The organism is Silvania hatchlandensis, assembly GCF_025564065.1.
GTDB lineage: Bacteria > Pseudomonadota > Gammaproteobacteria > Enterobacterales > Enterobacteriaceae > Enterobacter > Enterobacter hatchlandensis.
On record NZ_JAMGZK010000047.1, the window covers coordinates 164,658 to 191,489 of the forward strand.

The window sequence follows — 26,832 nt, forward strand, 5'->3', positions numbered from 1 at the left end:
AAAAGTATGAAGAACTGGAAAACGCTGCTGCTCGGTATCGCTATGGTTGCGAATACCAGCTTCGCGGCCCCACAGGTTGTCGACAAAGTCGCTGCCGTTGTGAACAACGGTGTGGTACTTGAGAGCGACGTTGATGGTTTGATGCAGTCTGTGAAGCTCAACGCGGGTCAGGCAGGTCAGCAACTTCCGGATGATGCCACACTGCGTCATCAGATCCTTGAACGTCTGATCATGGATCAGATCGTGCTGCAAATGGGTCAGAAAATGGGTGTGAAGATCTCTGATGAGCAGCTCGATCAGGCAATCGCCAACATTGCAAAACAGAACAACATGTCCGCCGACCAGATGCGCAGCCGTCTGGCCTATGACGGCATCAGCAATTCAACCTATCGCAATCAGATCCGCAAAGAGATGCTGATTTCTGAAGTGCGTAACAACGAAGTGCGTCGTCGCGTCACTATCCTGCCGCAGGAAGTGGAGTCGCTGGCCAAACAGGTCGGCAACCAGAACGATGCCAGCACCGAACTTAACCTGAGCCACATTCTGATCCCACTGCCGGAAAATCCGTCTTCCGACCAGGTGGCTGACGCAGAAAGCCAGGCGCGTTCTATCGTTGAACAGGCACGTAACGGTGATGACTTCGGCAAACTGGCGATCACCTATTCTGCTGACCAGCAGGCGCTGAAAGGCGGCCAGATGGGCTGGGGACGTATTCAGGAACTGCCTTCTATTTTTGCCCAGGCGCTGAGCACGGCGAAGAAAGGCGATATCGTCGGCCCGATCCGTTCCGGTGTGGGTTTCCATGTGCTGAAAGTGAACGATTTGCGCGGCCAGAGCCAGAGCATCTCCGTCACCGAAGTCCACGCTCGCCACATTCTGCTGAAAACCTCCCCGATCATGTCTGATACCCAGGCGCGTACCAAACTGGAGCAGATTGCCGCCGATATTCGCAGCGGTAAAACTTCCTTTGTGAACGCCGCGAAAGAGTTCTCTCAGGATCCAGGATCTGCCAATCAGGGCGGCGATCTGGGCTGGGCGGCAGCGGATATTTACGATCCGGCCTTCCGCGATGCATTAATGAAGATGAACAAAGGTCAGCTGAGCGCCCCGGTTCACTCCACCTTCGGCTGGCACCTGATTGAGCTGCTGGACACCCGCAATGTCGACAAAACCGATGCGGCACAAAAAGATCGCGCGTACCGTATGCTGTTCAATCGTAAGTTCTCTGAAGAAGCCGCGACCTGGATGCAAGAACAACGCGCCAGCGCCTACGTCAAAGTTCTGAGCAAGTAATGCAACCGCATCGTGTTGTCATCACGCCCGGCGAACCCGCCGGGATTGGTCCTGATTTGGTCGTCCAGCTTGCCCAGCGCAGCTGGCCGGTCGAACTGGTGATCTGCGCGGATGCCAGCGTGCTCGAAGCGCGGGCGAAGCTGCTCAATTTGCCGCTTACGCTATTGCCTTATCACGCGGACAACGCCCCCCTTCCGCAGCAGGCTGGTACGCTCACGCTGCTGCCCGTTCCACTCCGCGCGCCGGTTATCCCTGGCCAGCTCAGCACCGGGAACGGTCATTACGTGGTGGATACGCTGGCGCGCGCCTGCGATGGTTGCCTGAGCGGCGAATTTGCTGCGCTGATTACCGGGCCGGTTCATAAAGGGGTGATCAACGATGCGGGCGTGGCCTTTACCGGTCATACCGAGTTTTTTGAAGAACGCTCGCACAGCCCGAAAGTGGTGATGATGCTGGCGACTGAGGAGCTACGGGTCGCGCTGGCCACGACTCATCTGCCGATCAAAGCCGTCGCTGATGCCATCACCCCGGACTTGCTGCATGAAGTCATTACGATCCTGCATCACGATCTGCGCACGAAGTTCGGTATCAACGATCCGCACGTGCTGGTGTGTGGCCTGAATCCACATGCAGGGGAAGGCGGACACATGGGCATGGAAGAGATCGACACCATCATTCCGGTACTGGACGCGCTGCGGGCGCAGGGGATGAACCTTAGCGGCCCCTTGCCTGCCGATACCCTGTTCCAACCGAAATATCTCGGGAATGCTGACGCCGTGCTGGCGATGTACCACGATCAGGGCCTTCCCGTGCTAAAATACCAGGGCTTTGGCCGCGGCGTGAACATCACCCTCGGTTTACCCTTTATTCGCACGTCTGTTGACCATGGTACTGCGCTCGATTTAGCAGGCCAGGGGAAAGCAGATGTCGGCAGTTTTATTACGGCGCTTAATCTCGCCATCAAAATGATTGTTAATACTCAATGAATAATCGCGTCCATCAGGGCCATTTAGCCCGTAAACGTTTCGGGCAAAACTTCCTCAACGATCAGTTCGTGATCGAAAGTATTGTTTCGGCTATCAATCCACAAAAAGGCCAGGCAATGGTCGAGATCGGTCCAGGTCTGGCCGCACTGACCGAACCGGTAGGTGAACGTCTGGATGAACTGACCGTCATCGAACTGGACCGCGATCTGGCAGCCCGTCTGCAGACGCATCCGTTCCTCGGGCCAAAGCTGACCATTTATCAGCAGGATGCGATGACCATGAACTTCGGCGAGCTGTCGGAGAAACTGGGTCAGCCACTGCGCGTGTTCGGTAACCTGCCGTATAACATCTCCACGCCGCTGATGTTCCACCTGTTTAGCTATACTGATGCCATTGCCGACATGCACTTCATGTTGCAAAAAGAGGTTGTTAACCGACTGGTTGCAGGCCCAAACAGTAAAGCGTATGGTCGACTGAGCGTAATGGCTCAATATTTCTGCAACGTGATACCGGTGCTGGAAGTGCCGCCAACCGCGTTCACACCGCCGCCAAAAGTGGATTCTGCGGTTGTGCGTCTTGTACCGCACAAAACGATGCCGTATCCGGTCAAAGAATTGCGCGTATTGAGCCGTATCACCACAGAAGCGTTTAACCAGCGCCGTAAAACGATTCGTAACAGCCTGAGCAATTCGTTTACCGTTGAGGTTTTAGCTGAGCTGGGGATCGACCCGGCCATGCGTGCGGAGAACATTTCCGTAGAGCAGTACTGCAAGCTGGCTAATTACATCAGCGAAAATGCGCCGCCGAAGGAGAGCTAAGCCATGATTGATTCGCCCCGCGTATGTGTTCATGTACAAAGCATCTATGTTGAATCCCAGTCCACACCGGATGAAGAACGCTTTGTCTTTGCTTACACTGTTACCATTCGCAATCTGGGGCGGATGCCTGTGCAACTGCTTGGGCGCTATTGGCTTATTACCAACGGCAATGGCCGCGAAATCGAAGTGCAGGGCGAAGGTGTCGTCGGTGAACAACCGCACATCGAGCCCGGCGAAGAATATCAGTACACCAGCGGTGCAGTAATCGAAACGCCGCTGGGTACCATGCAAGGCCATTATGAAATGGTCGATACCGACGGCAATGCGTTCCGCATTGCCATTCCTGTATTCCGTCTGGCTGTTCCAACACTCATTCACTAAAATATGTCTACATATCTCATTGGTGACGTTCACGGTTGCTACGATGAACTGATCGCGTTGTTAAAGCAGGTGGATTTTACCCCGGGTACGGACACATTGTGGCTGACGGGCGATCTCGTCGCGCGTGGCCCTGGCTCGCTGGAAGTATTGCGCTACGTGAAGTCGCTTGGCGATAGCGTCCGGGTTGTCCTCGGCAACCATGACCTGCATCTGCTGGCCGTCTTTGCAGGTATCAGCCGTAACAAACCTAAAGACCGGATCACGCCGTTACTGGACGCGCCCGATGCCGATGAACTGATTAACTGGTTACGCCGTCAGCCGCTGCTGCAGGTCGATGAAGAGAAGAAACTGGTGATGGCACACGCGGGCATTACCCCGCAGTGGGATCTGGATACCGCAAAAGAGTGCGCACGCGATGTGGAAGCGGTGCTGGCCAGCGACTCGTATCCCTTCTTCCTTGATGCAATGTATGGCGACATGCCCAATAACTGGAGCCTGGAGCTCAGCGGCGTTGCGCGCCTGCGTTTCATCTCTAACGCCTTTACCCGCATGCGTTACTGCTTCCCGAACGGCCAGCTGGATATGTACTGCAAGGACGTGCCGGAAAATGCGCCAACGCCGCTCAAGCCGTGGTTTGCGATCCCTGGGCCAGTAACGGACCATTACAGCGTGATCTTTGGCCACTGGGCATCGCTGGAAGGCAAAGGTACCCCTGAGGGCATCTATGGGCTGGATACCGGCTGCTGCTGGGGAGGCGATCTCACCTGCCTGCGCTGGGAAGATAAAGCGTACTTTATTCAGCCTTCGAATCGGCGGTTGGATTTAGGCGAGGATGAAGCAGTCGCCTCGTAGCAGAGAGCTGCACCTTTCCCGATGGGAAAGGTGCAATAAGGATTAGCGGCGTTCAAGGATCTCGAAGCAGTAGCTGTGCGAATTTTGCGCATCCGCATCATGGAATTCGCTGAAGACCGACTCCCACTGGTCAGGATCGTAGTCCGGGAAATGGGTATCCCCTTCCACTTCGGCATCAATGTGCGTCAGATACAACTTCTGGGCTTTTGGCAGGAACTGCTCATAAACTCGACCGCCGCCAATCACCATCACTTCTTCGGCATCACCGCATGCAGCAATGGCTTCTTCGACAGACTTAACCCATTCGACACGATCGTCAGTGCCCGGCTGGCTGCTTAATACGATGTTTTTACGCCCCGGCAACGGTCGCCCGATTGACTCCCAGGTCAGGCGGCCCATTACTACCGGCTTGTTCAACGTTGTACGTTTAAACCATGCGAGATCGGCAGGCAGATCCCACGGCATGGCGTTCTCCATACCAATCACGCGATCTATCGCTAACGCCGCAATCAGACTGATCATTGATTAATTCCCGGATGCAAAAAAATTGCCGCCACTATACGGAAAGCGTAATCTTTCGTCGACTGGCGGCGGAGTAAAGAAGCGGAAATATTTAATATTTGCTGGCAACCCCGCTTCACGCTAAAGGTTTACTCTCCGGCTCATCCTGCGGATCCCCGGTATGCTTGCCCTCTTCCGTTCCTTGCCAGCCATGACGCTGGGTCAGAGACAGATGATTACGATCTTCATTGATGATCTCGGTCAGCATCGCGCTGGTGCGTTTGACGACTGCCGCGCGCGACGAAGCATCGTTTTCCGTCAGCTCGACCATCTCTTCGACCATCTCAGTATTAAACCGGCGGAACAGATCCGCACGTTCCCGGGCCTCATACGCGCCAAGTCCGAGACTTTCCAGCGCCAGACGGCCTGATTTAAGCGCACCCTCGAAGGTTTCACGCTCTGCGGTCTCGATGCCCGCCTGACGCAGCTTGATGTAATGATCGACATCGCGGGCGCGGGAGATAATTTTCAGATGCGGGAAATGTGCCAGCACCAGCTCTGCCAGCTGCAGACTCGCCTGCGGATCGTCAATCGCATTGATCAACACTTCCGCCTTGTGCGCCCCGGCGGATTCCAGCAGATCGACGCGGGTGGCATCACCGTAGAACACTTTCATATCGAACTTGCGCAGCGTTTCGACGTGGTCAGGATCATGATCGAGAATGACCATTTTCACTCCGCTGGAGAGTAACAGACGGCCCGCGATCTGCCCGAAGCGGCCGAACCCGGCAATAATTACCCGCGGCTGCTCTTCGTCAATCTCATCCGCTTCACGCTCCTGACCACTGTCCTTCGCCTCAAGGCGACTCAGGATCACCAGCAGTAAGGGCGTCGCCGCCATCGACAGCGCGACCGCCAGCGTCAGCGCTTTGGCCCACTCGGGATCCAGCACGTTCGCCATATTTGCAGCCCCAAATACCACAAAGGCGAATTCGCTCCCCTGCCCCAGCAGCACGGCAAACCAGCGGCGCTGTTTATTAGGGACCTTCAACGGACGCGCGACCAGCCAGAGCATCACCATTTTGATGACCAGGAAACCCACCAGCAGGGTTGCGATGCGCAGCGGATGGGTCACCAGGGTTCCAAAGTCGACCGACATGCCGACGCCAATGAAAAACAGCCCCAGCAGCAGCCCCTTAAAAGGCTCGATATCGCTCTCCAGCGCATGACGGTATTCCGAACTTGCCAGCAGAACGCCTGCCAGAAAAGCCCCCATCGCCATTGAAAGCCCCGCCTCTTCCAGCATCAGCCCGAAGCCAAAGACCAGAAACAGGGCCACGGCGCTGAACACTTCCCGCAGGCCAGAGCGCGCCACAAACCGCAGCAGCGGTCGGCTGACGTAACGCCCGAGCAGTACCACCAGGGTCAGCGCCCCGGCAACTTTTAATGCCGAGAGGGCAAAGGCGCCAAGGGTAGTGGACGCTCCCGAGGCAGCCAACAGCGGGATCATCGCCACCAGCGGAATCGCTGCGATATCCTGGAACAGCAGGACCGAAAAAGTACTGCGCCCCAGCTGCGAAACCGTGAGATTACGCTCGTTCATCGCCTGCATAGCGATGGCGGTGGAGGAGAGCGCCAGCGTCATGCCGATTAGCTCCGCCACCTTCCAGTCCATCCCCAGCAGTATGCAAAACCCGCCCAGCAGCAGACCACAGGCCAGCATCTGCAACGCTCCGCCGCCAAACACCGACGCCCGCAGTTTCCACAGGCGACGCGGATCTAACTCAAGCCCGATAACAAACAGCATCAGCACCACGCCGATTTCGGCAAAATGCAAAATGGCCTCAGCATCGGTGACCAGCCGTAATCCCCAGGGTCCAATCACACACCCGGCAATCAGATACCCCAATACAGACCCTAATCCCAGCCGGACGGCAATAGGCACAATCAGCGCCGCAGCCCCCAGATAAATAAGCGCCTGTATCAACGTGTGGCTATCCATGATGCGCCTCCTGCCAGTCGAGTAAACGTTGTTTGTAGTGACGGGCCTGCGCCTGCAGGGTCTCGTCGTCACAGACAAAGGTACAGTGCATCGCAAACGGCGGGAGCCAGTTCAGCCCGCAGTACAGAGCTGTGGCCTGCAGCGGCTGCGCCAGTATCTCAAAGCCGGGATGGGAGCCGATGTTAAAATGTTGCTCACCGCCCCCGGTGGTCACGGCCCACAGCAGGCTTTTTCCCTGCAGAGCTTTACCGTTGTGCCCATAGGCCCAGCCGTGAGAGAAGACTTTATCGATCCAGAGTTTGAGCAAAGGAGGCGCGCTATACCACTGCATAGGGTGTTGCCAGATGATGAGATCTGCCCTTGCCAGGGCCGCCTGTTCGGCTGCGACATCAATATTAAAATCAGGGTACAGCTGATAGAGAGAGCGGATTTCCACCCCTTCAACTGACCTTGCCTGTTCAAGCATCCGCTTATTCGCATGGGAGTGATGCGGATAAGGATGGGCGTAAATGATGAGTATCATGATTAACCTGGTTTGACTGCGTCCTTATTGAAGCTGTCAGTGTAGTCAGGAAAGGGAGGCGTTTGAAGGGGTCCCGCCCTTTCACCGGGTATAGCGCAAGGATCGCCAAACGTTTCCTTGCTGGAATCTACTTCGGCAATTAATTTAATAATCCTAGAATATAATATACAAAATATAGATCATTTTAATAAAAACAATATTAATAACAAAGCATTTAATTAATAATAAAATCACGGTTTAAAATTAATAAATATACATAAACGCGTTAAGAGTGAATAATCTGAGTTTTATTATATGGTTTTTCTTTTTAAAACATGCATTTACAAAAAAAATACCCTTATCTTTAAAATACATCTTCGTTTTTAATCACAAATGGACGTGGCAATGAAAAACAAATCTCCTCAGTTAAATTCAATAACAACGTCGTTAGGGAAAATATTTCCAGCGTTATTTGTATTTACGCCGTTAATAGTTAATGCAGGAACAATTGAAGAATCCACTTCAGAAGCGCAAATTTTCTCCAGCGATACGACATATACGATTAATGATAATGTCATTATTTCTCCAGCAACAACGGCACCTTCAGTAACGCTCGAGAACAGTGTGGTAACAAACGTTGAAAACCGAGGTACCATTACCGGTGCTGGTGATGGGCTTCTGATCAGTACCGGTGGACAAAACCTCCTTGTTGATAACAACCAAGGTGCAACCATCGAATCCACTGCCGCAAATGCGATCACAGTTGAGGAGATGGCAGGAAACATTACCAATGCCGGAAAGGTTATCGGCGCTGAATATGGAATTCAGGTTGGTGAAAATATTTCCGGAATAATTATAACCAATAACACCTCAGGTCATATCGAAGGTAAAACGGCGATAACCGCCAATGAAGGCATTACCCTTGAAAACGATGGTGTCGTTAAGGGTAACCAGGGTAATAGTATCGAATTCCTGAGCACAGGCGGTAGCAGCCTGACAAATAGCGGCACGATTGAAGGTAACACTAACGGTATTTTAGTTGCCGATAAAACCAAAGTGAACATCATCAATACCGGTGTCATTAAAGGCTCCGGGAGCGCAATAACCTTCAGTAGTGACAAGAAAAACACGCTAACACTTAATACGAACTCGCAGCTTGTGGGCGATGTTATTTCTACCGTGTCCAGCTCAAATACGCTTACATTATTGGGTAACGGAAGCGAAGACAGCAATTTTATTGGTCTGAATGATGGCGATGGTTTCGCTTCCCTGACCATGTCAGGTACCGCGTGGGATCTGACCGGCAACGTGGATATTATCGGTACGGATGATTCGCTTAAGGTCGATACCGGTAAACTGACTCTGGCAGGTACGGTCAACAACGCTGGCAACACCCTGATTTCCGATGGCGCCACCCTGCAGTTGGGCAACGGGGAGAAAACCGGGGCCTTAAGCGGAACGCTGACCAACAACGGTACGCTGGTATTTAACCAGGCTGCAGATTCCACCTTTGCCACTGCCATTACCGGCACCGGCAGCGTGACCAAAACGGATGCCAATATCCTGACCCTGACCGGCAATAACAGCTATACCGGCAATACGCTTCTGAGCAGCGGTACCACGCTGGTCGCCGAAGGTGCGACGCTTGGCACGCAGGGCAATACCGCCACCCTTACGGTTGATAACGGCGCCACCTTCGCCAGCGCAGGCACCGTCAATACCAACGTGGATATCCTGAGCGGCGGCGTCCTGGCATCCTGGAATGCCGTGCAGGGGACCGCATCCTCCAGCGCTTCAACCCTCAATACCATCAATGGCAACGTCACCAACAGCGGCATGCTGCAAATCGGCGGACTGAATGACAGCGTGGGCAACGACTTCACCATCAACGGGGATTACACCGGCACGAGCGGCAGCCTTATCTCGATGAACAGCGTGGTGGCCGATGATAATTCTGCTACCGACCATCTGACCATCACCGGCAGCAGCGCGGGTGGATCAGGTATCAACATCACCAACATCGGCGGCGCAGGTGCACAGACCGTCAATGGTATGCAGGTAGTGAGCGTGGGTGGTACCTCTGCGGCAGCGTTCTCGTTGTCCAGCCCGGTCGTGGTAGGAGCATGGGAATATAGCCTGAACCAGCATAGCGACGGCAACTGGTATCTGGAATCGGTCGATACCACTCCGATTCCTGATGTCATTCCAGACGATGACAGCGGTACTGACGGCAATGTTACGCCGGATGATGGCGGCAGTGATGACAGCGGTACTGACGGCAATGTTACGCCGGATGATGGCGGCAGTGACGACAGCGGCACGGATACGAATGGCAATGACGATGGCGGCTACACGCCACCGGCCCCGAATAATCTTGCGCCAGAAGTCGGCGCTTATTTAGGTAACTATCTGGCGGCACAGGACATGTTCCTGCACAAACGTGACGATCGCGATCAGCTGACGCTGCGTGATGAAGACGATCTCAATACCTGGATGTATGTCAAAGGCCGCTATCATGAAAATGACGTGGCGGGCGGCAAAGTGAGCTACGACACCACTCAGTACGTAATGCAGGTCGGCAGCGATTTCATCAGCAAAAAGATGGATACCGGTGTTTTACACAGCGGCATGATGTTCGGTGCGGGTCAGGCAAAAACTGACTCCACCTCAACGGGCAGCAATCGCTCCGCTCAGGGTAAAGTCGATGGTGTGAATGTGGGCGTCTACGCCACCTGGCAGGAAGATCAGCAGCTGCGCAAAGGCAGCTATATCGACAGCTGGGCCTCCTTCGGCTGGTATCACAACACACTGCGCAGCGACGATCGTAGCGATGAGTCGTATAACAGCAAAGGCTTTGCCGCCTCGCTGGAAGCGGGTCACGCCTGGGTTGTTGATTCAGAAAGCGAAAGAACCTGGAAGATTGAACCGCAAATTCAGGCGGTGTATAGCTACCTTGACCAGGAAAATCACACTGACGCTGATGGGGTACGGATCTCTACCCCTGATAACGACACCCTTCTCGGCCGGGCGGGCGTGAAAACCAGCTACTTTAACCAGAAAGATGTCCAGGCATGGCAACCCTATGTCGCCGTCAACTGGTTAAAAGGCGCAGGTCAGAACGATATCGCCTTTAACGGTGAGAAGTTCAGCAACGACACCCCGGACGACCGTGGTCAGCTGGAGCTGGGCATCACCGGTAAGCTGAATCCAACCACCATGATCTCGCTGCGCGCAAGCGGCGAATGGGGCGAGAACAGCTACGACGCCTATGGCGGTCATATTCTGCTGAACCATCGCTGGTAATCACACTTCCGCAACAACCCATGCAGTGGCCCAGGCCACTGCATTTTTTTATCAGTTCTTCAGTTCACCCATCGATTTAACCTGATCGCGGTTAATCTGTTCCGTCTGGCCGGTCTCGGCATTTTCATAGGACACCAGCCCGGTATCGTCATCTATCTGCGGTTTTCCGTCGGTGACGATCGTTTTGCCATCGGTGGTTTTCACCGCCTGGTTAGAGGAACAACCGGCAACGGTAAACAGCGCTGCGGCTGCAAAAATTGAAGTCATCAGAAGTTTATTTCGCATGGTGTTCTCCCTGCGTTTCAGTTGGATTTAATTATCACGCTGATAATTTTAGGCTAACTGACTGGTGGGAGATGAAAAAGCAGAAGGTTCTGAAGAGAGGAGTAAAAGCCCGGCGACGCGTTGCGCCGCCGGGTTACAACAGTTACTTGTTAATTTGCGCGTGCATTTCCTGCACCGAAATCACCTTCTCGGTAGCATCCGCATTCAGCGCCATGGCTGTTGCGAAACCGCCGTTCAGGGTGGTGTCGTAGTGCACTTTGTACTGCAGCGCGCTGCGGCGGATCAGCTTGGAGTCTTCAATCGCCTGACGCCCTTCGGTGGTGTTGATGATGTAGGTGTATTCGCCATTCTTGATACGGTCCTGAATGTGCGGACGACCTTCATGCACCTTGTTCACCAGACGCGGGTTGATGCCTGCTTCGCCCAGCACAATCGCGGTACCGTGGGTGGCATCCAGCTCAAAGCCCTGTTTCAGCAGTTTCGCCGCCAGGTCCACCACGCGCTCTTTGTCGCCTTCACGTACGGAGAGCAGCGCACGGCCCTGTTTCTTCATGGTGGAGTTGCTACCCAGCTGTGCTTTAGCAAAGGCTTCTGCAAAGGTGCGACCGACGCCCATCACTTCCCCGGTAGAGCGCATCTCTGGCCCTAACAGCGGGTCAACGCCCGGGAATTTGTTGAACGGCAGGACCACTTCCTTCACCGAGTAGTACGGCGGGATAATCTCTTTGGTTACGCCCTGCTGTGCCAGCGTCTGGCCCGCCATCACGCGCGCCGCCACTTTTGCCAGCGGTACGCCGGTGGCTTTACTGACGAAGGGCACGGTACGCGCCGCACGCGGGTTGACTTCAATCAGGTAGACTTCGTTATCTTTCACCGCGAACTGGACGTTCATCAGGCCGCGCACCTGCAGCTCGAAGGCCAGTTTCTGCACCTGCTGGCGCATCACATCCTGAATATCCTGGCTCAGAGTGTACGCAGGCAGAGAACATGCCGAGTCACCAGAGTGAACGCCCGCCTGCTCGATGTGTTCCATGATGCCACCAATCAGCACCATTTCGCCGTCGCAGATGGCATCGACATCCACTTCTACTGCATCATCCAGGAAGCGGTCCAGCAGCACCGGCGCATCGTTAGAGACGCTGACGGCGGTCTGGAAGTAACGGCGCAGGTCTGCTTCGTCGTAGACGATTTCCATTGCGCGGCCGCCCAGCACGTAAGACGGACGCACCACCAGCGGGTAACCAATCTCTTTGGCCTTCTCAACGGCCATTTCAATTGCGGTGACGGTGGCGTTGGCTGGCTGTTTCAGCTTCAGACGGTCTACCGCCTTCTGGAAACGTTCGCGGTCTTCTGCACGGTCAATCGCATCCGGGCTGGTACCGATAATCGGCACACCTGCGGCTTCCAGCGCGCGCGCCAGTTTCAGCGGGGTCTGGCCGCCGTACTGCACGATAACGCCCTTCGGCTTCTCGATGCGCACGATTTCCAGCACGTCTTCCAGGGTCACCGGCTCGAAATACAGACGGTCAGAGGTGTCGTAGTCAGTCGAAACCGTCTCTGGGTTACAGTTGACCATAATGGTCTCGTAACCGTCTTCGCGCAGCGCCAGCGAAGCGTGTACGCAGCAGTAGTCAAATTCGATGCCCTGGCCGATACGGTTTGGACCGCCGCCGAGTACCATAATTTTATCGCGATCCGTGGAGGGATTTGCTTCGCACTCGTCTTCGTACGTGGAGTACATGTAGGCGGTGTCGGTGGCAAATTCTGCCGCACAGGTATCCACGCGTTTGTAGACCGGGTGCAGGTTGTACTGGTCGCGCAGCTTACGGATTTCTGATTCACGCACGCCAGCCAGCGTCGCCAGACGCGCATCGGCAAAGCCTTTGCGCTTCAGCATACGCAGGAAGTCCGCGTCGAGGCCGGTAATGCCCATCTGTGCAACCTGCTCTTCCAGACGCACCAGCTCTTCAATCTGTACCAGGAACCAGCGGTCGATATTGGTCAGGTTGAACACGCCGTCGACGGACAGGCCCGCACGGAACGCGTCAGCGATATACCAGATACGCTCGGCGCCCGCGTCTTTCAGCTCGCGGCGGATTTTGGTCAGCGCTTCCGGGTCATCCAGGCTCACTTTCGGGTCGAAGCCCATCGCGCCCACTTCCAGCCCGCGCAGCGCTTTCTGCAGGGATTCCTGCTGGGTGCGGCCAATCGCCATCACTTCACCGACGGACTTCATCTGGGTGGTCAGACGGTCGTTCGCACCGGCAAATTTCTCGAAGTTAAAGCGAGGGATCTTGGTGACAACGTAGTCAATTGACGGTTCGAACGAGGCCGGGGTGCGGCCACCGGTAATGTCGTTCATCAGCTCATCGAGGGTGTAACCCACCGCCAGCTTCGCCGCCACTTTCGCAATCGGGAAGCCGGTCGCTTTCGATGCCAGCGCAGAAGAACGGGATACGCGCGGGTTCATCTCGATAACAATCAGACGGCCGTTCTTCGGGTTGACCGAGAACTGCACGTTAGAGCCGCCGGTTTCGACGCCAATCTCACGCAGAACCGCCATCGAGGCGTTACGCATGATTTGATATTCTTTGTCGGTCAGGGTCTGCGCTGGCGCCACGGTGATGGAGTCACCGGTGTGGATACCCATGGCGTCGAAGTTTTCGATAGAGCAGACGATGATGCAGTTGTCGTTTTTATCACGCACCACTTCCATCTCGTACTCTTTCCAGCCAATCAGCGACTCATCAATCAGCAGCTCTTTGGTTGGGGAGAGATCCAGACCACGTTCGCAAATCTCTTCGAACTCTTCGCGGTTGTACGCAATACCGCCGCCGGTGCCGCCCATGGTGAAGCTAGGGCGGATGATGCACGGATAGCCCACGTCAGCGGCAACTGCCAGCGCTTCTTCCATGGTGTGTGCGATACCGGAACGCGCAGTGTCGAGGCCGATTTTCTTCATTGCCACGTCAAAACGGCGGCGGTCTTCCGCTTTATCAATCGCGTCGGCAGTGGCGCCAATCATGGTCACGCCGAACTCAGCCAGCACGCCCTGACGCTCCAGCTCCAGCGCGCAGTTCAGCGCCGTCTGGCCACCCATCGTCGGCAGAACTGCATCCGGACGCTCTTTTTCAATAATTTTGCGTACCACTTCCCAGTGAATCGGCTCGATGTAGGTCGCATCAGCCATATCCGGGTCGGTCATGATGGTGGCCGGGTTGGAGTTCACCAGAATTACGCGGTAACCCTCTTCACGCAGGGCTTTACACGCCTGGGCACCAGAGTAGTCGAATTCACAGGCCTGGCCGATAACGATCGGGCCAGCGCCAAGGATCAGGATGCTTTTTATGTCTGTACGTTTTGGCATGGTCTTCTCGGCTCCTGATTATTTAGCAGTCTTACGGTATTGCTCGATAAGTTCGATAAAGTGATCGAACAGCGGCGCGGCATCGTGTGGGCCTGGGCTCGCCTCCGGGTGCCCCTGGAAGCTGAACGCCGGTTTATCGGTGCGATGGATGCCCTGCAGGGTGCCATCAAACAGTGATTTGTGCGTCACACGCAGGGTGACAGGCATTGAGTCCTCATCCACCGCAAAACCGTGGTTCTGTGCGGTAATCATCACCGTGTCGTTGTCGATATCTTTCACCGGGTGGTTACCACCGTGGTGACCAAACTTCATCTTCACGGTTTTTGCCCCACTCGCCAGCGCAAGCAGCTGATGGCCGAGACAGATGCCGAATACCGGAATGTCGGTTTCGAGGAAGGTCTTAATCGCGTCGATCGCATAATCACACGGAGCCGGGTCACCCGGGCCGTTGGAGAGGAAGATCCCATCCGGGTTCATCTTCAGCACTTCGTCAGCTGGCGTCTTCGCAGGCACCACCGTCAGGCGGCAGCCGCGGTCAACCAGCATACGCAGGATGTTGCGTTTGGCGCCGTAATCGTAAGCCACCACGTGGAACGGCAGGTCGCCTTCTTTTTTGGCTTCCGGCAGGTCGCCTTCCAGCGTCCAGCTCCCCTGGGTCCAGCTGTAGGATTCTGCCGTCGTCACTTCTTTCGCCAGGTCCATGCCGTTCAGCCCTGGGAAGGCTTTGGCTTTTTCTTGTGCCAGTGCCACATCCAGGTTGTCGCCGGCAATGATGCAGCCGTTCTGTGCGCCCTTTTCACGCAGCAAACGCGTCAACTTACGGGTATCGATATCGGCAATCGCCACGATGTTGTGACGTTTCAGGTAGGAAGAGAGGTCTTCGGTATTGCGGTAGTTGCTGGCAATCAGCGGCAGGTCGCGAATAATCAGACCTTGAGCATGTACCTGAGAGGACTCTTCATCAGCAGCGTTGGTGCCGACATTACCAATATGGGGATAAGTAAGAGTGACGATTTGGCGGGAATAGGAAGGATCAGTGAGGATTTCTTGATAACCGGTCATTGAAGTATTGAAAACGACTTCCCCAACCGCCGAACCTGTTGCCCCTATGGCCCGACCGATAAACTGGGTTCCGTCTTCCAGAACCAATAGCGCTGACTTAATCAAAACACCCTCCAGAGAATATTCACTCACTTTATCTGCATATTAATTCACAACCATGGTGTGAAGCAATGCAAATTTGCTGCATGTGGATTTTCGGCAAACGGCGGCATTCTGGGGATTTGGCAGGGTAAAGTCAACTGATAATGCGTATTTTGTTTGTTGTTTTTGCGCCACTGATGACTGAGAAGGGTGTTAATGGGCAAAAAGATCAACTAAATCACCTAAGAAAACGCTTGCGGGTCAGATTTAGTTTTAATACGACGGTCAGCACCTGAAAAAGTGGACCATTTGGTCAAAATTCACAGCAGGAAACCAAATAAACAGGATATAACCTATAAATATGGAACGTTAGAATAAAGATGACAACCAAACAGGTAAAAATAAAAGGGCAATAAAATATTGCCCTTTGCAATCAACTAATTATGACTGCAATAACCACATCACGAAGGGTAAACATGATTATAAATTATTGAGATCAAGCACATCTCGCATGTCGAAGAGGCCATCTTTTTTGCCCTTCAACCAAATTGCAGAACGAACAGCCCCATTTGCAAAAGTCATCCGGCTCGACGCTTTATGAGTGATCTCAACGCGCTCGCCGATATCAGCAAACATGGCGGTATGCTCACCCACGATATCGCCGGCACGGACGGTCGCAAAACCAATGGTGCCAGGCACGCGTTCACCGGTATAACCTTCACGGGTGTACACAGCACAATCCTTCAAATCTTTATCCATCGCCTGGGCAATCGCTTCGCCCATTGCCAGCGCAGTACCTGACGGCGCATCGACTTTATAACGGTGGTGCGCTTCGATGATTTCGATATCGGTGTACTCCCCCATCACTTTTGCCGCTTTCTCCAGCAGCTTAAGCATGACGTTCACGCCGACGCTGAAGTTGGCCGCAAAGACAATGGAAATCTCTTTTGAAGCATCCTGGATGGCCTGCTTGCCTGCGTCATCAAAACCGGTGGTGCCGATAACCATGCCCTTGCCATGCTGACGACAAAACGCCAGATGCGTCAGCGTGCCTTCCGGACGGGTGAAATCGATAAACACGTCGAAATCGTCTTTGACCGCCTCCAGGCTGCTTTGTACAGTGACGCCTGACTTGCCTGCGCCCGCTAACTCTCCGGCATCCGCGCCTAACAGCGACGAGCCTTCACGCTCCAGCGCCGCGCCAAGACTGACGCCATCCATCTGCAGCGTCGCCTGAATTAACTGGCGGCCCATACGGCCACCCGCGCCAGCAATCGCGACGCGAACCTGTGCATCATGCATAGTTATTCTCTTACGTTAAAATGATGTAAACCGTTTTCAGATTAACCAGCCTCTGACGAAGCCGCCATCCGAAAACGCCAATAATTAGAATTTAATGATAAACAGCGGGAAGTATCAGTAAAAGACATGATTTAGCCGCACAAGGCGGCAAACAAAAAAAAGCCAGCAACGAATTTGCTGGCTTGATTTGGCTGGATGCAGGTTACTCGACTTCCTTTGCGTCGATACGCAGCTCTTTGGGCACTTCGAAGACGATGTTCTCTTCCCGGCCGGCCAGCGGGATGGCTTCACCCCCACCAAGCTCCTGCAGACGCGCAATCACGTTCTGGACCAAGATATCCGGCGCAGAGGCTCCGGCGGTCACACCAACGCAGCCAGCGCCTTTTACCCACGCTTCCTGAATATCGGTAGCATCATCGATCAGGAACGCGGCTTTCCCCATGCGCTGCGCCAGTTCGGCCAGACGGTTGGAGTTAGACGAATTCTTCGAGCCGACAACCAGCACCACATCAGCCTGCTCCGCCAGAGCACGTACCGCTTCCTGACGGTTGGTGGTGGCGTAGCAGATATCGTCCTTACGCGGACCGACGATCTTCGGGAAGCGCTTGCGCAGCGCATCAATCACGTCGGACGTATCGTCCACCGAAAGCGTGGTCTGGGTCATAAACGACAGTTTGGCTTCGTTTTTAACGTCCAGCGTCAGGACATCTTCCGGGGATTCAACCAGGTACATCCCCCCTTTCGGGTTGCTGTACTGGCCCATCGTGCCCTCAACTTCCGGGTGACCCGCGTGACCAATCAGGATCGACTCTTCGCCACGACGACTGGCACGAGCGACTTCCATATGCACTTTGGTCACCAGCGGACAGGTGGCGTCGAACACGGTCAGATCGCGACTCTTCGCTTCGTTACGAACCGCCTGGGAGACACCATGGGCGGAAAAAATCAGGATCGCGCCATCCGGCACTTCGCTGATCTGTTCGATAAAGATCGCCCCGCGCGTGCGCAGGCTATCGACCACGTAGCGGTTATGCACCACTTCATGGCGAACATAAATGGGCGCGCCGTAAAGCTCCAGCGCGTTTTCGACAATGCTGATAGCGCGGTCTACTCCGGCACAGAAACCGCGCGGGTTAGCCAACAGGATCTGCATTCACTTCCTCCAGTACCGGGTCGATTTCCAGTACTTCAACATCAAAATGGACGGTACGCCCGGCGAGCGGGTGGTTAAAATCGACGGTGATTGAGTCGCCGTTGATTTCACGGATCACACCAGGCATTTCGCTGCCATCCATTGCGGTAAAGAGCATAATCGCACCGATTTCCGGTTCACCCGCATCCATAAACTCACGACGCGAGAAATACTGGATCAGGTCCGGGGTCGGTACGCCAAATGCGGCATCCGGCTCCAGTGAAAAGGCTTTTTTCTCCCCCTCTTTCAGCCCCAGCAGCTGCTGCTCAAGACCTTCAGACAGGGAGGTATCACCAAGACGAAACAGCGCCGGTTTGCCGTTATTGCGGGTGGACTCCGCCGTGGAGCCATCATCAAGTTTCAGCGTGAAATGAACCAGCATCGCGCTATTGGACTGTACGGATTTAGACATGCAGAGAGCTCACTTGTTTTGCCGGATGGCGCTACGCCATCCGGCATGTACTGTTACGCCTGTTTCTTCGCCGCCGCGTTTGGCAGGAAGCCTTCCAGCACAATCATCGCCGCACCAATACAAATCGCCGTATCGGCCAGATTGAAGGTCGCGAAGTGCCAGTTGCCGACGTAGAAGTCGATCATATCGACCACGAAGCCGTGCCACAGACGGTCAAACAGGTTACCCAGCGCGCCGCCAATGATCAGCGCGTAGGCAATGTTATTCAGCTTCTGCGTGGCTTTCCCACGGTACATCAGCACCGCCAGTACGACACAGATACCGAGCGCGATACCCGCGAAGAACCAGCGCTGCCAGCCGCCGCTGTCAGCCAGGAAGCTAAACGCCGCGCCGTAGTTGCGCGCATAGTGCAAATTCAGTGACGGGAACAGCGGCACCGTATCCCCCAGAGCAAAATTCTGGAGGATCAGGTACTTGCTGCCCAAATCAATAATCAGCACGACTACCACCAGCCACAGCCAGCGCAGCCCTGTTGAACAGAGAGATTTACTCATCAGGCAAACTTACGTTTTTCGCCAACACCGGCGACGTTGCTGACACAGCGTCCGCAGATCTCTGCGTGTTCCGCCACCTGACCGACATCAGTGGTGTAATGCCAGCAGCGCGGGCACTTCTCACCGTCGGCTTTCACCAGCGCCACTTTCAGCCCTTTGAGCAGTTCGCTCTGCTGGGCATCAGCAGTCGCATCGGCATAATCCCCAACTCGGGCACCGGAGGTCAACAGGACAAATCGTAATTCATCACCGAGCGCGGTCAGCTTCGCCGCCAGCTCAGGTTCAGCGTACAGCGTCACTGCTGCTTCCAGCGAGCCGCCGACTTTCTTGTCAGCACGCGCCTGCTCGATCACCTTGTTCACTTCGCCGCGCACTTTCAGCAGCTCGTCCCAGAAGGTATCGTTCATGGCTTCAGTTTCGCCCAGGCCAAACAGCCCTTCATACCATTCACCGGTAAAGACATACTGCTCACGGTCGCCCGGCAGGTAGCCCCAGATTTCATCTGCGGTGAAGGACATGATCGGTGCCATCCAGCGCACCAGCGCTTCTGCGATATGGAACAGTGCGGTCTGGCAGCTGCGACGCGCCACGCTGTCCGCTTTAGCGGTGTACTGGCGATCTTTGATGATGTCGAGGTAGAACGAGCCCATCTCAATGGAGCAGAAGCGCATCAGGCGCTGCACCACTTCATGGAAATCGTAAGATTCGTATGCCTTCAGGATGTCATCCTGTGCCGCCTGGGCACACCCGACTGCCCAGCGATCCAGCACGACCATCTCTTCCGGTTTCACCATGTCTTTTACTGGATCGAAACCGTTGAGGTTCGCCAGCAGGAAGCGCGCGGTGTTACGGATACGACGATAGCTGTCGGCAGCACGTTTCAGGATCTCATCGGAAACCGCCATTTCGCCGGTGTAGTCAGTAGATGCCACCCACAGACGCAGAATATCGGCGCCCAGTTTGTTCATCACGTCCTGCGGAGAGACAGTGTTACCGATGGATTTGGACATCTTGCGGCCCTGACCATCGACGGTGAAGCCGTGGGTCAGCACCTGGCGATACGGCGCTTTGCCCTTCATGGCGGTGGAGATCATCAGCGATGACATAAACCAGCCGCGGTGTTGGTCAGATCCTTCCAGATACATGTCGGCGGCGTGACCGGTAAATTCCGGACGTACGTCAACCACGGAGGAGTGGGTTGAACCGGAGTCGAACCACACGTCGAGGGTGTCTGGCACTTTCTCGTAGCTGTCCGCGTCAGCGCCCAGGATGTCGCGGGAATCGAGATCCCACCACGCCTGAATGCCGTCCACTTCAACACGCTTAGCGACTTCTTCCATCAGTTCCAGCGTGTTTGGATGCAGTTCCTGCGTCTCTTTATGTACGAACAGAGACATTGGCACGCCCCAGGTACGCTGACGGGAGATACACCAGTCAGGACGGTTGGCAACCATCGATTCGATACGCGCCTGGCCCCAGTCCGGGATCCACTGCACGCCTTTGATTTCGGAAAGGGACTGCGCGCGCAGGCCTTTCTGATCCATGCTGACGAACCACTGCGGGGTCGCACGGAAGATGATCGGTGACTTGTGACGCCAGCAGCACGGATAGCTGTGCTGCATTTTTTCAACGTGCAGCAGCGTACCGTTGTCGCGCAGCATGTTGACGATAATGTCGTTAGCTTTAAAGACGTTCACGCCGTCCAGGGTCGGATACGTGCCTGGCAGGTAAGCGCCGTCCGCGCCGACCGGGTTAGCGATTTCCAGACCGTATTTCAGGCTGATGTTGTAGTCGTCAGGACCGTGGCCGCCGGCGGTATGAACCGCACCGGTACCCGCTTCCAGCGTCACGTGATCGCCCAGAATCGCCGGGACATCGAAGTCGAGGAACGGGTGTTTGAAGCGCATCAGTTCCAGCGCATCGCCGTTCACCGTACCGAGCACGGTGTAGTCCGTGATATTGGCGCGTTTCAGAACGCTTTCGACCAGCTCTTTCGCCAGGATCAGCGCCTGACCTTCGATCTGCACCAGCGCGTACTCGATCTCAGCAGAGAGAGAGATCGCACGGTTAGCAGGCAGGGTCCACGGGGTGGTGGTCCAGATAACCAGCGAGATTGGGCCACTGACGCCCGGCAGGCCAAATTTGCCCTGCACCGCGTCCTGATCGACGGCAGTAAAGGCAACGTCGATGGATGGGGAGGTTTTGTCGTAATACTCCACTTCCGCTTCTGCCAGCGCAGAACGGCAGTCCACGCACCAGTGCACCGGCTTAGCGCCTTTATGCAGATGGCCGTTGCCGATGATTTTGCCCAGCGCACGGATGATGTTGGCTTCAGTTTTGAAGTCCATGGTCAGGTACGGGTGCGACCAGTCGCCCAGCACGCCCAGACGGATAAAGTCTTCGCGCTGACCGTTCACCTGAGTAGCAGCATATTCACGGCATTTGGCGCGGAATTCAGCAGCGGTAAACTTCTCACCCGGCTTACCAAATTCTTGCTCCACTTTCAGCTCGATCGGCAGACCGTGGCAGTCCCAGCCCGGAACATAAGGGGAGTCATAACCCGTGAGGCCTTTGGACTTCACGATAATGTCTTTCAGAATCTTATTTACAGAGTGACCAATATGAATGCTGCCATTCGCATAAGGAGGGCCATCATGCAGAATGAAGGTTTTTTTACCTTTTTTGGCCGCACGGATGATGCCGTACAGGTCATCATCAGTCCAACGCGCCAGCATTCCCGGCTCACGCTTGGCGAGGTCGCCGCGCATCGGGAACCCTGTTTCCGGCAAATTCAGGGTTGATTTAAAGTCACTCATCAGATTCTCGGTTCCGTATTTATATCTCAGGCATTAAGCCGGATTTGATAGCCCAAAAAGTTCGCGGGCTGTTAATTCATCTCTCGCGATTTGCGCTTTCAGTTCATCGAGCGAGGCGAATCGCTGCTCATTGCGTATTTTTTTACGCAGGATTACATCTATATGGCGACCGTAAAGGTCCATTACAACGTCCAGCAAATGCACTTCAAGCTGCTGGCGTACGCCTGCAACTGTCGGGCGAGTACCAATATTGGCCACGCCCGGGAGGGGCTTATCACCCAGCCCCGTTACTTCAACCGCAAAGACCCCTTTTACCGGGGAGACCTGACGACGCAACGGTAAGTTCGCCGTAGGGAAACCAATCGTGCGGCCCAGTTGATCACCATGCACCACGCGCCCGGAAATAGAGAACGGACGCCCGAGCAAACTCTCGGCAACGTCCAGATTATCGTCGGCCAGCGCCTGACGAACGGCCGTACTACTGACGCGCACCCCGCCCTCGCAAAAAGTCTGCGTGCTGGTGACGTCAAAACCGTACTCCAGGCCAGCCTTCTGTAATAGCAAGAAATCCCCCTGGCGACCAGCGCCAAAGCGGAAATCATCACCTACGGCGAGGAACTGCACCCCGAGGCGTTCGACTAACAGATCGCCGACAAAATTTTGTGCCGTCAGCGCGGCGAAGCGTCGATCAAAACGGATGCACAGGACATAGTCCACGCCGCACTGTGCAAGGTAGCGTACCTTTTCACGCAGGCGGGTCAGCCGTGCGGGGGCTTTTTCGCTGGCAAACAGCTCCAGCGGCTGCGGCTCGAAAATCATCACCACCACCGGCAGACCACGCGCCTGGCCTTCTTCACGCAATCGCTGCAACAGCACCTGATGCCCACGATGCACACCGTCGAAATTACCAATAGTCAGCACACACCCATGCGGGGCCTGACTGAGATTATGTATGCCGCGTATCAGCTTCATGACTGGCTCAAAACAGTGAAAATCGTGAAAGTATACCTTGTACAGCGGTGAACGTTAACCGGCGATTGTTGCCGCAAAACAGAAAGCCGTAATGATTTCATCGTGGTTGCCTTTGAGCACGAAAAAAACTGACTGCCTGTGACGTTTTTTGTGCCGAAAAGCTGTATTCAGACGCCACAAGCTGGTAGAATCCTGCGCCATCACACGTAACGAGCGTTGTCATCTTAACGGCGCTTATTTGCACAAATCCATTGACAAAAGAAGGCTAAGAGGTCATATTCCTCGGCCTTTGAATTGTCCACATAGATCATATTTGGGAGTTGGACCTTGGCTAATATCAAATCAGCTAAGAAACGTGCTGTACAGTCTGAAAAGGCTCGTAAGCACAATGCAAGCCGTCGCTCTATGATGCGTACTTTCATCAAGAAAGTATACGCAGCTATCGAAGCTGGCGACAAAGCTGCTGCACTGAAAGCATTTAACGAAATGCAACCGATCGTGGATCGTCAGGCTTCTAAAGGTCTGATCCACAAAAACAAAGCAGCGCGTCATAAAGCAAACTTGACTGCGCAGATCAACAAACTGGCTTAATCGCCACTTGTTGTTGCTTGTTTTAGAAGAACCCGCTTAACGCGGGTTTTTTTATGTCTTTAAAACGTCGGTGGGGTAAACAGCGCAGAGTAATCCCGGTTACAGATACGCTGCACCGCCGGATGCTGAATCATTCGTGCAGCAAATATGGCGTGATACTCTTCCATCACGTTATCGACCCGACCAATCTCCGTAATTTTTTCATCCGCATACAGATCCTGTGCATAGAGTGTCGGCGCGACAAAAATTGCGTTGTGCGCTTCACCAAACGCTTTCATCAGCGCCGCATCATCAAACTCACCCAGAATCTCAACGTTAAGCCCCTGCGAGTTAAACCAGTTCAGCAGCTTGCGTCCCAGCATCGAACGCCGTCCAGGTACCAGTAAACGACGCTCTTCCAGGCAGGCGGGAAACGGTTTTTTCGGCGGTGGGTTAATGCACCAGAAGCTGACGCCACACTCGCCAATTTTCACCGAGAACAGCCCTTCCTGCTGGGTTGAATCGATCGGGCAGTCGGAGATAATCATATCCAGCTTATGCTGACTCAGCTGCTCCAGCAGCATCTCGTGGGTCGACTCGAAGCAGCGCAGATGGATCTGTTCATCTTCCACCACGGCAGCATCGAGTACGCCGCTCACCAGCCGTTTGGACAGCGCATCCGCCACGCCCACGTCAAAGAGCAGGTTCGACTCCTTGCGGTAGTTCACAATGTCGAGCATCTCCTGACTCAGCGTGAACATCTTATCCGCATAACGAAACACCAGCTCGCCCAGCTCACTCGGTTCAATGCCGCGTCCTTTGCGCTTGAATAACTTACCCTGCAGGCGCTCTTCCAGCGCTTTTATCTGTCCGGTTATCGTCTGGGGCGTCAGGTACAGTGCTTCTGCAGCACCGACTACTGAGCCCTCTTTATAGACATGCCAGAAGTAATAGAGGTGGTTGTAGTTAAGATGGGACATATCATTCTCACTCCTTGATCGTATTGCCGGGAGGGACGTGCTGCCCTCCCGGCGTCCTGTCAGGCCGGGTGTACTTGCCCCGACAATTTCATCTTCAGTAAGGTGTAGCCGATCCCTGCCGCCAGCAGCGACCCGGTTAAAATACCGAGTTTAGCCCAGACGATCAGCTCCGGAGCATGCGGGCCAAACGCCAGCGTCGAGATAAAAATCGACATGGTAAAACCAATTCCGCACAGCACGCCAACCGCCATGATCTGCCGCCACGTTGTCCCGTGCGGCAATGACGCCAGTTTAAATTTCAGCGCCAGCCAGCAGAAGAGGCTGATACCCAGCGGCTTACCGATAAACAGCCCGGCAATGATGCCCAGCGGCAGCATCGATGTCAGCCCATCCAGCGTCACACCTTCAAGCGACACACCGGCATTGGCGAACGCAAACAGCGGCAGGATCATAAAGGCAACCCACGGGTGCAGAACATGCTCGAGCTGCTTAGCCGGTGATTTGCCCTCCTGCGGCTTCAGCGGCACAAAGAAGCCGATAATCACGCCTGCCAGGGTGGCATGCACGCCCGACTTCAGTACGGCGGTCCACAGAATCACCCCGACCAGCACATAAATGCCAACCCGACGTACGTTGCAGATATTCAGGATCGCCAGCACCGCAATTGCCGCCGCCGCGACGCCCAGCGAGAGTACCGACAGCTCGCTGGTGTAGAACAGAGCGATAATCACAATCGCACCCAGGTCATCGATGATAGCCAACGCCATCAGGAAGATTTTCAGCGCCATCGGCACGCGGTTGCCCAACAGTGCCAGAACGCCGAGCGCAAAGGCGATATCCGTAGCCGCCGGGATCGCCCAGCCGTGACGGGCGACGGGATCCTGATAGTTAAAGGCCAGATAGATCAGCGCCGGAACCACCATCCCGCCGATGGCGGCAATCACCGGGAACGCTGCTCTCTGGCGGCTGGCCAGTGAGCCCTGAACCAGCTCGCGTTTGACTTCCAGCCCTACCAGCAGGAAAAATACCGCCATCAGCGCATCGTTGATCCACAGCAGCATGTTCTTGTTGATTTCCAGCACGCCGACCCGGAGTTCTACAGGGGTTTCCAGAAATGCATGGTACAGATCACGGGTAACGCCCAGGTTAGCCAGCAGCATGGCACAGGCAGCAGCCAGAATAAGAATGATGCCGCCGGAGGCCTCATTTTGGAAAAAACGGTGTAGAAGTTTCACTTTTACTTTCTCTCTCTATGACAATCCCTCGTTAAAACCATCATACTTGAGGTAATTCATCGGTAAAAGCAGGTTAATATTGAGTATATACTCAGTTTTTACGAATTATTTTTTGACAAATAAAAAGCCCGGAATCGCTTCCGGGCTTGAAGAAATACCGCAGCTAAAAATTAGCGGGTCAAATCGTCGAAGAATTTTTTCACGCCATCAAAGAAGCTTTTGGAACGCGGGCTGTTGTTCTCACCCGTCGGGCCGCCGAAGCTCTCCTGCAGCTCTTTCAGGAGCTGCTTCTGTTTTTCGTTCAGGCCAACCGGGGTTTCCACCACCACGCGACACAGCAGGTCACCCTGCGCACCGCCGCGTACCGATTTAACGCCTTTACCGCGCATACGGAACAGCTTACCGGTTTGGGTTTCACCGGGCACTTTCAGGTTTACGCGACCATCCAGCGTCGGCACTTCGATTTCGCCGCCCATCGCCGCCATCGCAAAGTTGATCGGTACTTCGCAGTACAGGTTGTTACCTTCACGCTCAAAAATCGCGTGCTGTTTCACCTGAACCTGAACGTACAGATCGCCTGCCGGTGCGCCATGTTCGCCCGCTTCGCCTTCACCAGAAAGACGAATGCGATCGCCGGTATCCACGCCTGCCGGAATTTTAACAGACAGGGTTTTGGTCTTCTCAACGCGACCGTGACCGTGGCATTTGTTGCACGGATCTTTGATCAACGTACCGCGGCCCTGACAGTGCGGACAGCTCTGCTGCACCGCGAAGAAGCCCTGACGCATCTGCACCTGGCCGGAGCCGTGACAGGTTGGACAGGTCTGTGGCTTGGTGCCGACTTTCGCACCGCTGCCGTGGCAAACATCACACCCTTCCAGCGTCGGGATGCGGATCTCTTTCGTCACGCCACGTACGGCTTCTTCCAGCGACAGGTCCATATTGTAACGCAGGTCTGCGCCACGGGATGCACGCTGACGACCGCGCCCACCGCCGAAGATATCGCCGAATACGTCACCAAAGATATCGTTGAAATCAGCACCGCCACCGCCACCGAATCCGCCGCCACCGCCCATACCGCCTTGTTCAAACGCGGCATGTCCATACTGATCGTATGCCGCACGCTTTTGCGCATCGGTCAGGATCTCGTAGGCTTCTTTAATCTCTTTAAATTTGGCTTCGGCCTCTTTGTCACCCTGGTTACGGTCCGGGTGAAACTTCATGGCCAGGCGCTTGTACGCCTTCTTGATTTCACGCTCTTCCGCGGTTTTGGAAACGCCTAAAATCTCGTAAAAATCTTGCTTTGCCATTGGTTTTTTCAGCCCCTTAACATGCGAGCACGGGCGGAGAGGAAACCTCTTCGCCC

The 26,832-nt window shown here is 54.8% G+C and carries 23 protein-coding genes and 1 pseudogene; 7 read left to right on the forward strand and 17 right to left on the reverse strand.

Features of this window, described 5'->3' with window-relative positions; translation table 11 throughout:
• Positions 1-6 precede the first annotated feature (6 nt).
• The 5 genes from surA to apaH are packed head-to-tail and all read left to right on the forward strand — an operon-like array spanning position 7 to position 4,330.
• Positions 7-1,293 (forward strand): peptidylprolyl isomerase SurA, encoded by a 1,287-nt coding sequence (surA, locus tag M8014_RS10855; RefSeq protein WP_271282479.1) that lies wholly within the window; start codon positions 7-9, stop codon positions 1,291-1,293.
• Positions 1,293-2,279 (forward strand): 4-hydroxythreonine-4-phosphate dehydrogenase PdxA, encoded by a 987-nt coding sequence (gene pdxA, locus M8014_RS10860; RefSeq protein WP_271282480.1) that lies wholly within the window; start codon positions 1,293-1,295, stop codon positions 2,277-2,279. The genes surA and pdxA overlap by 1 nt, the downstream gene beginning before the upstream one ends.
• Positions 2,276-3,097, forward strand: coding sequence for a 16S rRNA (adenine(1518)-N(6)/adenine(1519)-N(6))-dimethyltransferase RsmA (gene rsmA / locus M8014_RS10865; RefSeq protein ID WP_271282481.1), 822 nt, complete (start codon positions 2,276-2,278; stop codon positions 3,095-3,097). The genes pdxA and rsmA overlap by 4 nt, the downstream gene beginning before the upstream one ends.
• 3 nt (positions 3,098-3,100) lie before the next feature.
• A complete protein-coding gene (gene apaG, locus M8014_RS10870; protein ID WP_271282482.1) occupies positions 3,101-3,478 on the forward strand; it encodes a Co2+/Mg2+ efflux protein ApaG in 378 nt (125 codons plus the stop codon).
• A 3-nt stretch (positions 3,479-3,481) separates the two neighbouring features.
• Positions 3,482-4,330: a bis(5'-nucleosyl)-tetraphosphatase (symmetrical) ApaH gene (apaH, locus tag M8014_RS10875; RefSeq protein ID WP_271282483.1), complete on the forward strand. Its 849-nt coding sequence runs from the start codon at positions 3,482-3,484 to the stop codon at positions 4,328-4,330.
• A 42-nt stretch (positions 4,331-4,372) separates the two neighbouring features.
• Here the strand turns inward: apaH and folA are convergent, their stop codons facing one another.
• The 4 genes from folA to M8014_RS10895 form a co-directional block, all read right to left on the reverse strand.
• A complete protein-coding gene (gene folA / locus M8014_RS10880) occupies positions 4,373-4,852 on the reverse strand; it encodes a type 3 dihydrofolate reductase (protein WP_271282484.1) in 480 nt (159 codons plus the stop codon).
• 115 nt (positions 4,853-4,967) lie between these two features.
• Positions 4,968-6,833 (reverse strand): glutathione-regulated potassium-efflux system protein KefC, encoded by a 1,866-nt coding sequence (gene kefC / locus M8014_RS10885; RefSeq protein ID WP_271282485.1) that lies wholly within the window; start codon positions 6,831-6,833, stop codon positions 4,968-4,970.
• Positions 6,826-7,356: a glutathione-regulated potassium-efflux system oxidoreductase KefF gene (gene kefF / locus M8014_RS10890; protein WP_271282486.1), complete on the reverse strand. Its 531-nt coding sequence runs from the start codon at positions 7,354-7,356 to the stop codon at positions 6,826-6,828. Before kefF ends, kefC begins: the two co-directional genes overlap by 8 nt.
• Positions 7,357-7,757: 401 nt before the next feature.
• On the reverse strand, positions 7,758-8,120 hold the full coding sequence (locus tag M8014_RS10895; RefSeq protein WP_271282487.1) for a hypothetical protein: 363 nt from the start codon (positions 8,118-8,120) through the stop codon (positions 7,758-7,760).
• Here M8014_RS10895 and M8014_RS10900 point away from each other — a divergent pair.
• Complete coding sequence (locus M8014_RS10900; RefSeq protein WP_271282488.1) at positions 8,107-10,638, forward strand: autotransporter family protein; 2,532 nt, start codon at positions 8,107-8,109, stop codon at positions 10,636-10,638. The two genes, M8014_RS10895 and M8014_RS10900, sit on opposite strands and share 14 nt — an antisense overlap.
• 51 nt (positions 10,639-10,689) lie before the next feature.
• Here the strand turns inward: M8014_RS10900 and M8014_RS10905 are convergent, their stop codons facing one another.
• The 10 genes and pseudogenes from M8014_RS10905 to M8014_RS10950 form a co-directional block, all read right to left on the reverse strand.
• The gene (locus M8014_RS10905) at positions 10,690-10,923 is read right to left on the reverse strand and encodes a YgdI/YgdR family lipoprotein (protein ID WP_271282489.1); all 234 of its coding nucleotides are present in this window, start codon (positions 10,921-10,923) and stop codon (positions 10,690-10,692) included.
• A 142-nt stretch (positions 10,924-11,065) separates the two neighbouring features.
• Positions 11,066-14,290, reverse strand: a complete 3,225-nt coding sequence (carB, locus tag M8014_RS10910) for a carbamoyl-phosphate synthase large subunit (RefSeq protein ID WP_271282490.1) — start codon at positions 14,288-14,290, stop codon at positions 11,066-11,068.
• An 18-nt stretch (positions 14,291-14,308) separates the two neighbouring features.
• Positions 14,309-15,457: a glutamine-hydrolyzing carbamoyl-phosphate synthase small subunit gene (gene carA / locus M8014_RS10915; RefSeq protein WP_271282491.1), complete on the reverse strand. Its 1,149-nt coding sequence runs from the start codon at positions 15,455-15,457 to the stop codon at positions 14,309-14,311.
• Between the two features lie 456 nt (positions 15,458-15,913).
• The gene (gene dapB, locus M8014_RS10920; RefSeq protein WP_271282492.1) at positions 15,914-16,735 is read right to left on the reverse strand and encodes a 4-hydroxy-tetrahydrodipicolinate reductase; all 822 of its coding nucleotides are present in this window, start codon (positions 16,733-16,735) and stop codon (positions 15,914-15,916) included.
• Between the two features lie 202 nt (positions 16,736-16,937).
• Positions 16,938-17,888, reverse strand: coding sequence for a 4-hydroxy-3-methylbut-2-enyl diphosphate reductase (gene ispH, locus M8014_RS10925; RefSeq protein ID WP_271282493.1), 951 nt, complete (start codon positions 17,886-17,888; stop codon positions 16,938-16,940).
• Positions 17,869-18,339, reverse strand: coding sequence for an FKBP-type peptidyl-prolyl cis-trans isomerase (gene fkpB / locus M8014_RS10930; RefSeq protein WP_271282494.1), 471 nt, complete (start codon positions 18,337-18,339; stop codon positions 17,869-17,871). Before fkpB ends, ispH begins: the two co-directional genes overlap by 20 nt.
• A 53-nt stretch (positions 18,340-18,392) precedes the next feature.
• Positions 18,393-18,893 carry a signal peptidase II gene (lspA, locus tag M8014_RS10935; RefSeq protein ID WP_271282495.1) on the reverse strand — a complete coding sequence of 167 codons (501 nt, stop codon included), beginning with the start codon at positions 18,891-18,893 and terminating at the stop codon, positions 18,393-18,395.
• Entirely contained in the window at positions 18,893-21,709 is a 2,817-nt protein-coding gene (ileS, locus tag M8014_RS10940; protein WP_271282496.1) for an isoleucine--tRNA ligase, read from the reverse strand. The genes lspA and ileS overlap by 1 nt, the downstream gene beginning before the upstream one ends.
• A gap of 33 nt (positions 21,710-21,742) precedes the next feature.
• A complete protein-coding gene (ribF, locus tag M8014_RS10945) occupies positions 21,743-22,681 on the reverse strand; it encodes a bifunctional riboflavin kinase/FAD synthetase (protein ID WP_271282497.1) in 939 nt (312 codons plus the stop codon).
• 7 nt (positions 22,682-22,688) lie between these two features.
• Positions 22,689-22,904 (reverse strand): annotated as a pseudogene (locus tag M8014_RS10950) (DUF2575 domain-containing protein).
• Positions 22,905-23,008: 104 nt separating this feature from the next.
• Here M8014_RS10950 and rpsT point away from each other — a divergent pair.
• Positions 23,009-23,272, forward strand: coding sequence for a 30S ribosomal protein S20 (gene rpsT / locus M8014_RS10955; RefSeq protein WP_044612007.1), 264 nt, complete (start codon positions 23,009-23,011; stop codon positions 23,270-23,272).
• A gap of 59 nt (positions 23,273-23,331) precedes the next feature.
• On the opposite strand, the gene nhaR is transcribed toward rpsT, so the two are convergent.
• The 3 genes from nhaR to dnaJ all read right to left on the reverse strand — a co-directional run bounded on the left by nhaR (position 23,332) and on the right by dnaJ (position 26,776).
• Positions 23,332-24,231 (reverse strand): transcriptional activator NhaR, encoded by a 900-nt coding sequence (gene nhaR, locus M8014_RS10960; protein WP_271282498.1) that lies wholly within the window; start codon positions 24,229-24,231, stop codon positions 23,332-23,334.
• A 59-nt stretch (positions 24,232-24,290) separates the two neighbouring features.
• Positions 24,291-25,466: a Na+/H+ antiporter NhaA gene (gene nhaA / locus M8014_RS10965; protein ID WP_271282499.1), complete on the reverse strand. Its 1,176-nt coding sequence runs from the start codon at positions 25,464-25,466 to the stop codon at positions 24,291-24,293.
• 170 nt (positions 25,467-25,636) lie between these two features.
• Entirely contained in the window at positions 25,637-26,776 is a 1,140-nt protein-coding gene (dnaJ, locus tag M8014_RS10970) for a molecular chaperone DnaJ (protein ID WP_271282500.1), read from the reverse strand.
• Between the last annotated feature and the right edge of the window lie 56 nt (positions 26,777-26,832).